Origin of the sequence: Amycolatopsis sacchari (assembly GCF_900114035.1) — a bacterium.
GTDB lineage: Bacteria > Actinomycetota > Actinomycetes > Mycobacteriales > Pseudonocardiaceae > Amycolatopsis_E > Amycolatopsis_E sacchari.
Genome location: NZ_FORP01000011.1, coordinates 48131 through 61449, shown reverse-complemented (window position 1 = coordinate 61449; position 13319 = coordinate 48131). Strand labels below are relative to the sequence as shown.

The window sequence follows — 13319 nt, the reverse complement described above, 5'->3', positions numbered from 1 at the left end:
CCGTGTACGAAAAGGACGATCCACGCTCGTCGCTGGCGACGGCGGCGCGGCCTGACACCGGGGACGCCATCGCGGCGCCGCAGTACTTCGACCTGCGGGAGAACCCCGTCGTGCGGGCGCAGAACGTGATTCTGGTGCACACCGAGGCCCGCGCCGGGGACGACCTGGACAACGGCACGCTGGAGGGCGAACTCGCGATCATCGTCACCGGCGCTTCGCCCGCCTTCACCGTCGTCACCGAGGACGGCGCGACCAACGTCGACGAACCGGGCCTCGTCGTGGTGCCGCCCGGCGCCTCCCGGATCAGCGTGCGGGGCGACGGGCCGCTCGTCCGCCTCGTCGAGGCGACTGAACCCGCCTGGCGGGACCGCCCCGCCAACGCCGACGCCTACGCGCAGGACCACCCCCGCGTCGCGCTGCTGCGGCGGTGGCCGGAACCCGCCGGGAAACCGCGCGTGCGGTTCTACCCGCTGTCCCAGGTGCCGGACGAACCCGGCCGCTTCGGCCGCATCTTCCGCACCCGCTCGTTCATGGTGAACTTCCTGCCCGAGCAGCACGGCCCGCGCGACCCGCGCAAGCTCTCGCCGCACCACCACGACGACTTCGAGCAGCTTTCCCTCGCGGTGCAAGGGGAGTACGTCCACCACATCCGCACGCCCTGGCTCACCGACAGCACGACGTGGCGCGAGGACGAGCACGTGCGCATCGGCAGCCCGTCCGTCACGATCATCCCGCCGCCCACCGTGCACACCTCCGAGGCGAGCGACCCCGGCGTGAACCAGCTGATCGACATCTTCAGCCCGCCCCGCACGGACTTCTCCGAGAAACCCGGCTGGGTGCTCAACGCCGACGAATACCCGATGCCATGAGCACGCGCACGGGCGGCGGGCTGTTCACCCGCGAGCACACCCCGGTCGGCACGTGGCTCAAGATCGCCTCGACCGAGCCGGCGGAGATCATGGCGTACGCGGGGTTCGACTTCGTCGTGATCGACCTGGAGCACGCACCGCTCGACCTGCAGACCGCGTACCGGCTGATCAACTCCGCCGCCGCGCTCGGTGTCGTGCCCCTGGTGCGGGTGCCGGACAAGACGCCGTCGACCATCCAGAAGATCCTGGACGCGGGGGCGATGGGCATCCTCGTGCCCCACGTGGACACCGTCGAGCAGGCCGAGGCCGTCGGGCAGGCGTGCCGGTTCCCACCCCACGGCATCCGCGGCGCGGGCGGCACGAGCCGCGCTGGGGCGTGGGGACTGCGCCCGACCGCCGAGTACCTCGCCACCGGCAACGACGACGTGCTGTGCATCGCGCAGCTGGAAAGCGTCGAGGCGATCAAGGCCGCGCCCGAGATGCTGGCGCTGGACACCGTGGACGCCGTGTTCGTCGGCGCGGCGGACCTGTCGATGTCGATGGGCACCACGCCCGCGGCACCGGAGGTGCTCGAGCTGGTCGCTTCGGCGATCGACGCCGCCCACGCCGCCGGGAAACGGTGCGGGCTGGCGTTCGGCGGTGCGCCGGCGCGGGCCGCGCAGGCGGTGCGCGACGGCTGCGACTTCGTCCTGCTCAGCAACGACACCACGATGCTCGCCGAGGCGGCGAGCCGGCTGGTGTCGGCGTTCCGGGAAGCGGTGGGATGACGCTTTCCCTGCCCCGCACGGCGTTGTCGGTGGCCGAGCTGGACGAGCTCGACCACGACGGCGTCGTGCGCTTCGTCCGTTTCCTGGAGGACAGCGGGCACCGCATGGTGTGGATCCCCGAGGTCGCCGGCCGGGAGGCTTTCACCACGGCGGCACTCGTGCTCGCCTCGACCGGACGGCTCGTGGTCGGCAACGGCGTGGCCCGCGCGCTCGAACGCGTGCCGAAGTCGGCCGCGTCCGCGGCACGGGACCTCGCCGCCGGCTATCCCGGGCGCTACGTGCTGGGCTTGGGCGCCAGCGGCGCGGCCCGCGAGCGCGGCATGGGCCCGTTGCCGTTCCTGCGGAACTACCTCGACGAGATCGACGCGACCCTCGAACGCCGCGGTGGCAAGAGCAGCGACGTGCCGCGCGTGCTCGGGGCGTACTCGTCCGGGATCACGCGGCTCGCCGCCGAGCGCGCCGACGGGTTGATCACGTTCCTGGTCACACCAGAGCACACCCGCTGGGCGCGCGAGACGATCGGGAGCGAGCTGTTCCTGTCCGTCGTGCAGTGGGCGGTGGTCGGCCGCGACCGGGCGGCCGCCCGCGAGGTCGCCCGCAAGCGGCTCGCCTACTACCTGACGTTGCCGCACCAGCTCGCCAAGCTGGCGCGGCTCGGGTTCACCGAGGCCGACCTCGCCCCGCCGGGGTCCGACCGCCTCGTCGACGCCCTCGTCGCCTATGGCACCCCCGAGCAGGTGCGCGAAGCCGTCCGGAGGCAGTACGACGCGGGCGCCACGCAGGTCGCACTGAGCCTGGTCGGCCCGCTCGACGACGCCAAGCTCGACGCCTACCGCGCCCTCACCGAGTTGGAGAACTGATGCGCGCAGCCGAAAAGGTCATCATCACGACCGCCGTCACGGGATCGGTCAACGTCCCGTCCCAGAGCCCCTACCTGCCGCTTTCGGCGGACGAGGTCGCCGAGGCCGCACTCGGGGCGATCGCGGCCGGTTCCGCCGTCGTGCACCTGCACGCCCGCGAGCCCGATGGCCGTCCCACCGCCGACCCGGAGGTGTTCGAGAAGATCGTCGGGCGCATCACCGCCGAGACCGACGCGGTCATCAACATCACCACCGGCGGCGCGACATCGATGACGATGGAACAGCGGCTCGCCGCCGCGCTGCGGCTGCGGCCGGAACTCGCGTCGCTGAACATGGGCTCGATGAACTTCGTCTACTCGGGCATCGCCGACAAGGTGACCGAGTGGAAGCACGACTGGGAAAAACCCTACGTGCTCAACACGTACTCGCACCCGTTCGTCAACACCTTCGACTCGATCGAACGGACCCTGCGCACGCTCGGCGAAGCGGGCACGCGGTTCGAGTACGAGTGCTACGACATCGGCCACCTGTACACGCTCGACTACTTCGTCCGAAAAGGACTCGCGAAGCCGCCGCTGCTGATCCAGGGCGTGTTCGGCGTCCTCGGCGGCATCGGCGCCGACCACGCGAACCTGGAGCACATGGTGCGCATCGCCGACAAGCTCTTCGGTGACGACTACTCGTTCTCGGCGTTCGCCGCCGGGCGCGACCAGCTCCAGTTCGGCACCCACAGCGCGTGGCTCGGCGGGCACGTGCGGGTGGGGCTGGAGGACAGCCTGTGGATCGGCAGGGGCAAGCTGGCGGAGAGCAACGCCCAGCAGGTGAGGAAGATCCGGGGCGTGGTCGAGGACCTCGGCAAGGAGATCGCCACCCCCGCGGAAGCGCGCGCGATGCTCGCGCTGCGCGGCAACGACAAGGAGAGCGCATGAGCGCGCCACTGGCAGGCAAGGTCGTCCTCGTCGTCGGGGCCAGCGCGGGGATCGGTGCCGATGCCGCCCGGGTGTTCGCCCAGGATGGCGCGAAGGTGATGCTCGTGGCCCGCAGCGAGGAACCGTTGGCCGCGCTCACCAAGGAACTCACCGACGCCGGGCACGACGTGGCCTACACGGTCGGCGACATCGCCTCCGCGGACAGCGTGACCGCGTTCGTCGACGCCACCGTGGAGCGGTTCGGGCGGCTCGACGGCGCGTTCAACAACGCGGCCATGGGCGGGGCCGGGCGCCTCGACAAGGTGTCCGAGGAGGACTTCGACCGCATCATGGCGGTGAACGTCAAGGGCACGTGGCTGTGCCTCCGCGAGGAGGTGCGGGTGATGGAGCCGCTCGGCGCGGGGTCGATCGTCAACGTGAGCAGCATCGGCGGCCTGCGCGGCAGTTCGGGCAGCGGCGCCTACCAGGCCACCAAGCACGCGGTCATCGGGTTGACGCGCACCGCGGCACACGACTTCGGACCGCTCGGCATCCGCGTGAACGTGCTGGCTCCCGGGCCGACCGAGACCGCGATGCTCGACCAGCTGCGCCAGGCGATCCCGGGCGGGGTGGAGGCGCGGATCGCCGCCACGCCACTGCGCAAGGCGGGCACGGGCGCGGAGGTCGGTGCGGTGGCGGCGTTCCTGCTCAGCGACCGCGCGAGCCACCTCAGCGGCGTCATCCTGCCGGTCGACGGGGGCTTCCTTGCCTGAAGACGTGGGGACTCTCCGGCTGCCGGCCCGGGTGCACTTCGGTTACGGCGCACGGGCCCAGCTGCCGGAGATCGTGGCGGCGCACGGCAAACGGGTGCTCGCGGTCGTCGACCCGTTCCTCGAAGGCACGCCGCTGCTGGCTGAGCTCACCGGGGCCCTGACGCGGCACGGGTGCGAGGTGCGGAAGTGGTCCGGCGTCACCCCGGAGCTGCCGCTGGGCACGCTGGACGAGGGTGCGTCGGCGGCGCGGGAGCACGCGGCGGAGGTCGTGCTCGCGATCGGCGGGGGCAGCGCGCTCGACGCGGCGAAGCTGATCGCACTGCTCGCCGTCCACGACGGGCCGCTGAGCCGGTACTACGGCGAAAACCTCGTGCCGGGCGCGGTCCTGCCGCTGGTGGCGGTACCGACCACGGCGGGCACCGGCTCGGAGGTGACGCCGGTGGCCGTCGTGTCCGATCCGGACCGCGAGCTCAAGGTGGGGATCTCCAGCCCGTTCCTGGTCCCGGCCGCCGCGGTCGTGGACCCGGAGTTCACCCTGGCCGCCCCGCGCCAGGTGACCGCGTTCTCCGGCATCGACGCGCTCGTGCACGCGGCCGAGTCCTACACCGCGCGGCCGCTCGATACGGAGTGGGCCGCGGCGCTGCCGGTGTTCACGGGGCGCAACGCGCTCACCGAGCCGATCTCGTTGCGGGCCGCGGAAAAGCTGGGGCCGTGGCTGCCGGTCGCCGTGCGGGACCCCGGCGACCGGCGGGCGAGGAGCGAGGTGGCGCTGGGGGCGTTGCTGGGCGGGATCGCGTTCGGCTCCACCGGAACACACCTGTGCCACGCGCTCCAGTACCCGATCGGCGCGCTGACCAAGACCCCGCACGGGCTCGGCACGGGACTGCTGCTGCCATACGTCCTCGACACACTGCGTGCGGATCCTGTTGTCGCCCTGCGGATCGCCCGGTTCGGTGCCGCGCTGGACCCGGCGGCGGGGGAGTCGGCGGAACGGACGGTCGCGCACGTGGCCGGGATCAACCGCGCGATCGGCGTGCCCGCCACGCTCGCCGAGGTCGGCCTCGGCCGCGACCAGCTGCCGCGGATCGCCGACCTGGCACTGCGATCCGCGCGGTTGCTGGCGATCGCCCCGGTCGAACCGTCCCGGGAACTCCTGCTCGACGTCCTCGGCCGCGCGCACGCCGGGGCGTAGGTCCCGTCGTCAGCGCGGGCCCGCCTGCCATCGCATCGGCGACCGCGGCTGCGGGCGGTGCCGGGTCGATGACAGTGACCGGCGGCGGAAAGCCTGCGGGCCTGAGGCGGTCGCTGGCTGCCGTGGTGGCCCCCGCCTTCCACGAAGGTCCTTCCGCCTGCCACAGCCCGAGGTTGCGGTAGTCGCCGGGCTGGACGCGAGGGCGCGGACTACGTGCTCACGCTCGACGGCGGGGAACTCCGTGGCGAGAAACTGCTCGTCGCGACGGACGCGCCGGTCAGCGCGACCGTGCCGGAGGCGGGGGAGTGGCTGCAGCAGGCGACGCTGGCGATCCGGGCGCGGGTCCGCTGGCGATGAGCGCTGCACGGGTTGTCCGACCGGTGGCGGGTGAGCTACCGGCGCAGCCCCGCGATCAACAACCGGACCATGCGGCGGGCGTCGAAGCGGGAATTGCCGCCCGCCCCTGCACAAAGGCTCGCCACGCCGCGCAGCAGTTCGTGCGCGTCCTGCCCCTCGACGATCTCTCCCGCGGCCACCGCGGCCTCGAGCAAGCGCTTGCACACCGGCAGCAGCCGGTCCAGGAAGTACGAGTGCAGCGGGTCGTAGCACGGGTCGTCGGACTGCAGCACCGTCGCGAGACCCTGTTTGGTCACCACGAAATCCACGAAGTGGTCGATCCAGTTCCGCAGCGCGGCGTACGGGCCGGGGGCGGCCGCGAGCAGCGCCGGCCCCTCCTCGGCGAGTGACTCGACCTGGTGCCGGTACACGGCCACGATGAGGTCCGCCCGCGTCGGGAAGTGGCGGTAGATCGTGGCCGTGCCGACGCCGGCCTTCGCCGCGATGTCGCGGATCGGCGCTTCCACGCCCGATTCCACGAAGACCGCGGCCGCCGCGTCGAGCAGCGCGGCCTGGTTGCGCAGTGCGTCCGCCCGTTTGGGCCGTTCCCCGCTGCGCGTCATGACGTCCACCACCCTCGTTGCTAACCGGGACAGTGTCCCGTATCGTCAAACGGGACACTGTCCCGTTTCTCTCATCCTGCCAGTCCCGCTGGGGAAGGACAACCATGATCGTTTCCGTGAAGCCCGTCGTGCTGCCCGCTCCGGGCCGCGGCCACGACCTCGAAGTGCGGATCTCCGCGCCGCTGACCGGGGAAGACCTGCCGGTGGTCGTCTTCTCGCACGGCTTCGGGTCCTCCCTGGAGGGCTACGCGCCGCTCGCGGACTACTGGGCGGCCCACGGCTTCGTCGTCATCCAGCCCACCCACCTCGACTCCACCACGCTCGGCATCCCACCGGACGATCCCCGCGCCCCAAGGTTCTGGCGCTACCGCGTGGAGGACGACAAGCGCGTCCTCGACCGGCTCGACGACCTCGCGGCCGCCGTGCCCGGCCTGCCGGGGCGGCTCGACCGGAGCCGCATCGCCGTCGCCGGGCACTCGTTCGGCGGGCAGACCGCGGGTATCCTGCTCGGCCTGCGGGTCGGGGATCCGGAGACGGGGGAGGCGGAGGACCTGTCCGACCCGCGGGTCAAGGCCGGCGTCCTGCTGGCCACGGCCGGGCGCGGCGGCGACGCGCTGACCCCGTTCGCCGCCGAGAACCTGCCGTGGCTGCGGCACGTCGACTTCACGCAGCTGACGCGGCCCGCGCTGGTGGTGGCGGGCGACAAGGACGACCTGCCGCTCACCGTCCTCGGTCCGGACTGGACGACCGACCCCTACCACCTGAGCCCCGGCCCCAAGAGCCTGCTCACGCTGTCCGGCGCGGAGCACTTCCTCGGCGGGATCTCCGGCTACGGGGTCAGGGAGACGACGGACGAGGACCCGGCGCGGGTCGCACTGGTCCAGCGCGCCACCCTCGCCTACCTCCGCCACGCGCTGGACATCGACCACAGCGGCTGGGAGGCGTTGGCGGACAAGGTGAATCCGTTCGGACGACTCGAGTCGAAGTAAAGCCGGGGACCGGACAGAACACCGGACAGCTTTGCGCGATCTTGCTCGGTTCAGTTACCCGCGGAGGTACGTTTCCCCGCGAGTGATCGGGCAAGGAGGCGCGATGGCGGTGCGGGCAAGGGTTTTCCGCAGACGGGTAGTGACGGTGCTGGCCGCGGTGGCCGGGCTGGTCGGGACGACGGCGGCGGCCACCGAGGCGACGGCGGTCCCGTCGCCGGGGGGACAGGCCGTGGTCGCGGGGCAGGCGCGGTTCGAGGTGCTGTCCCCGACGCTCATCCGCACCGAGTACGCCGGTGACTCCGCCTTTGTGGACTCCGGCACGTTCAACGCCGTCGGCCGCCGGGACTTCGGCCGGACCCCTTACACCACAAGGACGAGCGACGGCTGGCTGACGATCGAGACCAGCGCCGTCAAGCTGCGCTACAAGCTGGGCTCCGGCGCCTTCGCCGACGACAACCTCACCGTGCAGCTGCGGACGGGTGCCCAGACCGTCACCGCCCGCCCGTGGGCCGACCGGGTGGCGCCGACGTGTGCCGTCGGCGTGCTGTGCGAGGCCGAGGACCTGCAGCTGGCCGGGCCCGGCATCGCCACCGACCACCGGGGCTACACCGGCCGTGGTTTCGCCGCGGGGTTCCAGAACACCGGTGACCGGCTGACCTTCCGCACAGAGGTCCAGACCGCGGGCAACTACGAGCTCGACCTGCGCTACGCCAACGCGACCGGCGGCGACGGGCAGCACACCACCCGCACGCTGACGGTGCGCGTGGACGGCGGGGACGCGCACACCGTGACCCTGCCGCCGACCGCCGACTGGGACACCTGGGCGCTGGCCACCACGTCCGTGGCGCTGACGGCCGGACGGCACGAGGTGACGGTCGAGCGCGGCGCCGGTGACTCCGGCAACGTCAACATCGACAGCCTCGCCGTTGTCCCGCAGGGAGCCGCGTACCCGCAGCCCGCCCCGCCCGCGCCCACGCCGTGTGCGTTCGGCGTGGTGTGCGAGGCCGAGCAGGGCGCGCTGACCGGCGGTGCCCGCACGGCCAACGACCACGACGACTACTCCGCGCACGGCTTCGTCGCCGGGCTGGAGCAGGCCGGCGCGGCCGACACGCTCACCGTGACCGGCGTGCCCGCGAACGGGAAGTACGACCTGCAGCTGCGCTACGCCAACGCGACGGGCTCGCAGCCGGCCCAGCCGCGCACGATGTCCGTCGCCGTGGGCGGCGCCGCGGCCACCACCGTCACGCTCGCCCCGACGAGCAGCTGGAACTCGTGGCGCACCGTGGCCGTCCCGGTCACGCTCAAGGCGGGCACCAACACCGTGACGCTAGGCTGCCCCGACGCCACCAGCTGCCACGTCAACCTCGACACCGCCGCGGTCACCCCGGCGCGGTCCCCGCTGCTGGCGCCGCACGCGGCGCTCGGCGGCTACCGGCGCGGCCTCGACGGCGTGGACGGCACGACGACCACCGCACCCGGCATCCTGTACCAGGACGGCTGGTCGCTGCTCGACGACACCGCGTCGGCGCTGTACGACCCCCGCACGCAGAAGGTCACCCAGCGGCCCTCGCACGGCGGAAAGCCTTACCAGGACGGCTATGTCTTCGGCTACGGGCAGGACTACGCACAGGCGCTGGGCGACCTGGCCAAGCTGACGGGACCGGCCACGCTGCTGCCGCGCTGGGCCTACGGCGTCTGGTACTCCGAGTACTACGACCGCACCGCCACGGACTTCCAGAACATCGTGCAGCGCTTCCGCGACGAGAAGGTGCCGCTGGACGTCCTCGTCGTCGACACCGACTACAAGTCGCCCAACCGCTGGAACGGCTGGGAGATCGACGCGACGCGCATCCCCGATCCCACGGCGTTCTTCGCCTGGGCGCACGACCAGGGGCTGCACACGACGCTGAACATCCACCCCAGCATCCTCGCCTCCGACCCGCAGTTCGCGGCGGCGCAGGCGACGGCGAAGGGCAAGCTGCAGCCCGGTGGCTGCGGCGGTGGCGGTGACTGCTACGTGTTCGACTTCGGCGATCCCGACCAGCTGCGCGCCTACCTCGACCTGCACCGGCCGATCGAGCAGCAGGGCAACGACTTCTGGTGGCTCGACTGGTGCTGCGACGGCTCGGTGTCCAGCCTCCAGGGCGTCACCGGCGATTCGTGGATCAACCAGCAGTACGCCAACAACGCCGATGCGACTCTGGGCCGCGGGTTCGCGTTCTCCCGCGCGTACGGCTCGTTGCAGGCGGGTGGCTACGGCTCGCCGACCCCGGTGCCGACGGGGCCGTGGGCCGACAAGCGCACCACGCTGCACTTCACCGGTGACACGACCTCCGACTGGGCCACGCTGGCGTTCGAGGTCGGGTACACGCCGGGCGAGTCCGCCGCGACGGGGCTGCCGTCGGTGAGCCACGACATCGGTGGGCACACGAACGGCCTGCAGCAGCCGGGCACCGAGCCCGGTAGCACGAAGCTGCCCGACGACCTGTACGCCCGGTGGGTGCAGTTCGGCACGTTCCAGCCGATCGACCGGCTGCACTCCAACCACAGCGACCGGCTGCCGTGGCAGTACGGCCCGGAGGCCGACGCGTCGGCCACGAAGTTCCTGAACCTGCGGGAAAAGCTGGTGCCCTACACCTACTCGCTGGCGCAGCAGGCCACCGTGACGGGCCTGCCGATCACGCGGCCGCTGTACCTGCAGTACCCGGGTGAGCAGGAGGCCTACGCGCAGGCCGGCGGCGAGTACCTGTACGGCCCCGACGTGCTGGTCGCGCCGGTGACGAGCCCGGGTGCCACCGCGACGACGACGGTGTGGTTCCCGCCGGGCAGCGAGTGGACGGACTGGTTCACCGGCCGGACCTACCACGGCGGCACGACCGCCCAGGTCACGACGGGCTGGGACACCATGCCGGTGTTCCTGCGCTCGGGCGGCATCGTGACGACGCGGACCGGTGACGTCAGCGGGGACGTGAAGAACCCGCTCACCGACGTCACGGTCACCGTGGCGGCCGGTGCCAACGGGGCGACCACGCTGTACGAGGACGACGGCACGTCGGCCCAGCCGAAGAGCGCGACGACCGACATCCGGTACACCCAGCTGCCCCACTTCGGCACGCTGTCGATCGACGCGCCCCACGGCACCTACCCGGGTCGTCCGGCGCAGCGCAGCTGGACGGTCCGCGTCACCAACGCGACCGCACCGGCGGCGGTGCTGGTCAACGGCGTGCCGGCCGCGCGCGGCACGTGGAGCTGGGACCCGGCGACGAAGACCGTGACCACGCGGGTGGCGGCCCAGCCGACCGCCCGGCCGCTCACGGTGCAGCTGCTGGGCTGAGCAACCGGTACGCCGGAGCCGCCCGTCCCCGGTGGACGGGCGGCTCCGCGCATGCGGGGAGCGGCCTGCCATCACAGCCCCGCAGGGTGTGCGGCTCCGGTCGCCCTCGTGGCCTGGTCGGACTGGGCCCCCGGCATCTAGCCGCGCATGTTGATCGGTCACCGCGGCGCCGACGAGCCCGTCGTCATGGTCGTCGACCTCATCGCGGTGAGCAGGCCGCCCTGAGCGGCGGGTGACAGAAGCGGACAGGTTTTCCCTTCCACGGCGGCGAAAACCGGGTGCCGTGGTGGAATGATCAGGTGAAGTACCGGCTGACCGGGCGCCGCCGTGGAGCGGTCGCCGCGTTGATCACCGCGTTGTGCGCGACCGTTTTCACACCCGGCGCGAGCGGCAGCACGGCGCCCCCGGCGCCCTCACTCGAGTTCGCCAGCCCCGACAGCCAGGCGCTGTACGGCAACGCGTACCGCGCGGCGCTGGACAACCTGCTGCGCACCAACACGATCGCCGCGGATCCCGTCCGCTACGGCAAGAGCGGCCTGCTCGATCCGGACGTCGGCATCATCCGCGCGGGCGGCGGGTACGACCAGCCCTGGACCCGGGACGCGTCGGTCAACAGCTGGAACGCGGCAAGCCTGCTTTCCCCGGCGCAGGCGGAGAACACGCTGTGGTCGGTCGTCGACAAGGACGCCGCGGGCAACCTGCGCGTGCAGCAGGACGACCAGCAGTGGGACCAGGTCATCTGGGTGACCGCCGCGTGGAACCACTACCTCGTCACGGGCGACCGGACGTTCCTGGACAACGCCTACCGCACGGCGGCGGACACCGTCGCGATCCGTGAGCACAGCGCGGCTCCCGGGTTCAACCCGGGCTACGGGCTGTTCACCGGCGCCTCGTTCTTCAACGACGGCATCGCCGGATACCCCGCGCCGCCCGCCGACGCCACCGAGTCGGTGAGCACCGGGAGCATGCCATGGCCCGGCGTGGCGAACGGGATGTTCTTGAGCACCAACGAGGTCTACTACGCCGCGTACGTCAACCTGGCCAACATGGCCGAGCGGCTCGGACGGCCCGGCGGGGAGGTCGCCGGGTACCGGGCCAAGGCCGCCGCGTTGAAGTCCGCGATCAACCGGCACTTCTGGAACCAGCGGACCGGGCTCTACGACTACATGGTGCTCGCCGACGGCACCCACGGCGCCTACCAGGAAGGCACCGGTCTCGCGTTCGCGCTGCTCTTCGGGATCGCGAACCCGGCGCAGGCCCGTTCGATCGTCTCGCACGCGGCCGAGATGCCGTGGGGGATGCCCGACACTTACCCGAACTGGGCGCGGTACTCCGACGAGCAGCCCGGCAGGCACAACGCGATCGTGTGGCCGCTCGTCCAGGGATTGTGGGCCAAGGCGCTCGCGCAGCAGGGGGAGCAGGACGCGTTCGCCTCGGAAACCGCCCGGCTGGCCAAACTCGCGAACAGCAACAGCGGGTTCTGGGAGATCTACAACGGCAACACGGGCGTCGTCGACGGAGGCTGGCAACGCCTCGGGGACACCGTGAAGTTCCACTGGGGCTCGGAACCGGACCAGACCTGGTCCGCCACGGCGTTCCTCAGCATGATCCACAACGGACTGTTCGGCATGGACTTCACCGACGCCGGGCTGGCGTTCAGCCCGGTGCTCCCGGCGGGCTGGGGTGACGTGACGCTGCGGAACCTGCACTACCGCGACGCCGACTTGACCGTCGCGCTGCACGGCGCGGGGACCCGCATCCGGTCGTTCACGCTCGACGGCAGGAGGGTGCCGGGGAACTCGGTTCCCGCGTCGCTGCGTGGCGAGCACACCGTCAACATCGTGCTCACCGGCGCCACGAACGGCGACCGGGACGACGACGGGGTGACCGACGCGCGGGACGCGTGCCCCGACACGCCGGGCGTCGCGGCGCTGCGTGGCTGCCCCGATCCGGCCCACATCGAAGCCGAGGACGCGCTCAACACCGGCGGCGTGAAGACGAACGTCAACCACACCGGTTATTCCGGCCGCGCCTTCCTCGACGGGCTGTGGGCGCAGGGCGCGTCGTCGTCGTTCACCGTGCACCGCGCGACGGCGGCCGCGGGCACGGGCGCGATCACCCTGCGGTACGCCAACGCCAACAGCGACAGCCGCACGATGACGCTGTCCGTCGACGGGCGGAAGGTGCGGCAGGTGGCGTTCCCGAGGGTCTCCGACAGCTGGGACGCCTGGGGCACCGTGACGTTCGGCGACATCCCGGTGAGTGGGCCGAACCCCGTGGTGACGCTGTCCTACGAGTCCGGCGACACGGGCGCCCTCAACCTCGACTGGCTGGAATTCCACTGACCGCGGCCGCGCTGGACCACTGCGACAGTCCGATGAGGAGCAGTGCGCCCACCGCGGCGAGGGCCACGGCACCGAGCGTCGCGCCCAGGATCAGCCCCGTGCCGAACGACGGCCACGGTGGCCGGGCGAGCTTCAGCAGGCAGCCGGCCAGGATCGCGGCGAGGGTGATGGCGACGAAGGTGTAGGTGTACTCACCGGCGTGCCAGCCGAAAGCCCCGAAGGCGTCCCCGGCCAGTGCGACCACGTCCACCACCAGCAAGGCCACACACAGCGCGAACCCGGCCAGGGCCACGCCGGGACGTCGCGTTCCGGTCATGGCCCCA

General features: G+C 72.0%; 12 protein-coding genes. 10 read left to right on the top strand and 2 right to left on the bottom strand.

The genetic code is table 11. From position 1 onward, the window contains the following. Window positions 1–2 precede the first annotated feature (2 nt). The 7 genes from BMZ92_RS19365 (at window position 3) to BMZ92_RS37440 (ending at window position 5726) form a co-directional block, all read left to right on the top strand. Window positions 3–869 (top strand): cupin domain-containing protein, encoded by an 867-nt coding sequence (locus BMZ92_RS19365; RefSeq protein ID WP_091509530.1) that lies wholly within the window; start codon window positions 3–5, stop codon window positions 867–869. Further along, window positions 866–1636, top strand: coding sequence for an HpcH/HpaI aldolase family protein (locus BMZ92_RS19360; RefSeq protein WP_091509528.1), 771 nt, complete (start codon window positions 866–868; stop codon window positions 1634–1636). The genes BMZ92_RS19365 and BMZ92_RS19360 overlap by 4 nt, the downstream gene beginning before the upstream one ends. Continuing rightward, the gene (locus BMZ92_RS19355; protein WP_091509526.1) at window positions 1633–2496 is read left to right on the top strand and encodes an LLM class flavin-dependent oxidoreductase; all 864 of its coding nucleotides are present in this window, start codon (window positions 1633–1635) and stop codon (window positions 2494–2496) included. The genes BMZ92_RS19360 and BMZ92_RS19355 overlap by 4 nt, the downstream gene beginning before the upstream one ends. Further along, entirely contained in the window at window positions 2496–3425 is a 930-nt protein-coding gene (gene kce, locus BMZ92_RS19350) for a 3,5-dioxohexanoate:acetyl-CoA acetone transferase (RefSeq protein WP_091509523.1), read from the top strand. The genes BMZ92_RS19355 and kce overlap by 1 nt, the downstream gene beginning before the upstream one ends. Next, window positions 3422–4177: an SDR family NAD(P)-dependent oxidoreductase gene (locus tag BMZ92_RS19345; RefSeq protein ID WP_091509521.1), complete on the top strand. Its 756-nt coding sequence runs from the start codon at window positions 3422–3424 to the stop codon at window positions 4175–4177. The genes kce and BMZ92_RS19345 overlap by 4 nt, the downstream gene beginning before the upstream one ends. A gap of 4 nt (window positions 4178–4181) precedes the next feature. Next, window positions 4182–5369: an iron-containing alcohol dehydrogenase gene (locus BMZ92_RS19340; protein WP_177228775.1), complete on the top strand. Its 1188-nt coding sequence runs from the start codon at window positions 4182–4184 to the stop codon at window positions 5367–5369. 213 nt (window positions 5370–5582) lie between these two features. Next, entirely contained in the window at window positions 5583–5726 is a 144-nt protein-coding gene (locus BMZ92_RS37440; RefSeq protein ID WP_177228774.1) for a hypothetical protein, read from the top strand. Between the two features lie 35 nt (window positions 5727–5761). On the opposite strand, the gene BMZ92_RS19335 is transcribed toward BMZ92_RS37440, so the two are convergent. Beyond that, window positions 5762–6328: a TetR/AcrR family transcriptional regulator gene (locus BMZ92_RS19335; RefSeq protein WP_091509858.1), complete on the bottom strand. Its 567-nt coding sequence runs from the start codon at window positions 6326–6328 to the stop codon at window positions 5762–5764. A 104-nt stretch (window positions 6329–6432) separates the two neighbouring features. Between BMZ92_RS19335 and BMZ92_RS19330 the strand changes: the two genes are divergently transcribed. From BMZ92_RS19330 to BMZ92_RS19320, 3 genes are all read left to right on the top strand, one after another. Beyond that, window positions 6433–7317, top strand: coding sequence for an alpha/beta hydrolase family protein (locus tag BMZ92_RS19330; RefSeq protein ID WP_091509517.1), 885 nt, complete (start codon window positions 6433–6435; stop codon window positions 7315–7317). Window positions 7318–7420: 103 nt separating this feature from the next. Beyond that, window positions 7421–10651, top strand: coding sequence for a TIM-barrel domain-containing protein (locus tag BMZ92_RS19325; protein ID WP_091509515.1), 3231 nt, complete (start codon window positions 7421–7423; stop codon window positions 10649–10651). A 299-nt stretch (window positions 10652–10950) separates the two neighbouring features. Beyond that, the gene (locus tag BMZ92_RS19320) at window positions 10951–12996 is read left to right on the top strand and encodes an MGH1-like glycoside hydrolase domain-containing protein (protein WP_091509514.1); all 2046 of its coding nucleotides are present in this window, start codon (window positions 10951–10953) and stop codon (window positions 12994–12996) included. On the opposite strand, the gene BMZ92_RS19315 is transcribed toward BMZ92_RS19320, so the two are convergent. After that, the gene (locus BMZ92_RS19315; protein WP_143249898.1) at window positions 12968–13312 is read right to left on the bottom strand and encodes a hypothetical protein; all 345 of its coding nucleotides are present in this window, start codon (window positions 13310–13312) and stop codon (window positions 12968–12970) included. The genes BMZ92_RS19320 and BMZ92_RS19315 overlap by 29 nt on opposite strands. Window positions 13313–13319: the final 7 nt, after the last annotated feature.

What these genes read in the sequence shown, in the direction of transcription:
- BMZ92_RS19335 (WP_091509858.1), bottom strand. Translation starts at nt 6,328, where the DNA reads ATGACGCGCAGCGGGGAACGGCCCAAACGGGCGGACGCACTGCGCAAC.
- BMZ92_RS19330 (WP_091509517.1), top strand. Translation starts at nt 6,433, where the DNA reads ATGATCGTTTCCGTGAAGCCCGTCGTGCTGCCCGCTCCGGGCCGCGGC.
- BMZ92_RS19355 (WP_091509526.1), top strand. Translation starts at nt 1,633, where the DNA reads ATGACGCTTTCCCTGCCCCGCACGGCGTTGTCGGTGGCCGAGCTGGAC.
- kce (WP_091509523.1), top strand. Translation starts at nt 2,496, where the DNA reads ATGCGCGCAGCCGAAAAGGTCATCATCACGACCGCCGTCACGGGATCG.
- BMZ92_RS19325 (WP_091509515.1), top strand. Translation starts at nt 7,421, where the DNA reads ATGGCGGTGCGGGCAAGGGTTTTCCGCAGACGGGTAGTGACGGTGCTG.
- BMZ92_RS19345 (WP_091509521.1), top strand. Translation starts at nt 3,422, where the DNA reads ATGAGCGCGCCACTGGCAGGCAAGGTCGTCCTCGTCGTCGGGGCCAGC.
- BMZ92_RS19360 (WP_091509528.1), top strand. Translation starts at nt 866, where the DNA reads ATGAGCACGCGCACGGGCGGCGGGCTGTTCACCCGCGAGCACACCCCG.
- BMZ92_RS19315 (WP_143249898.1), bottom strand. Translation starts at nt 13,312, where the DNA reads ATGACCGGAACGCGACGTCCCGGCGTGGCCCTGGCCGGGTTCGCGCTG.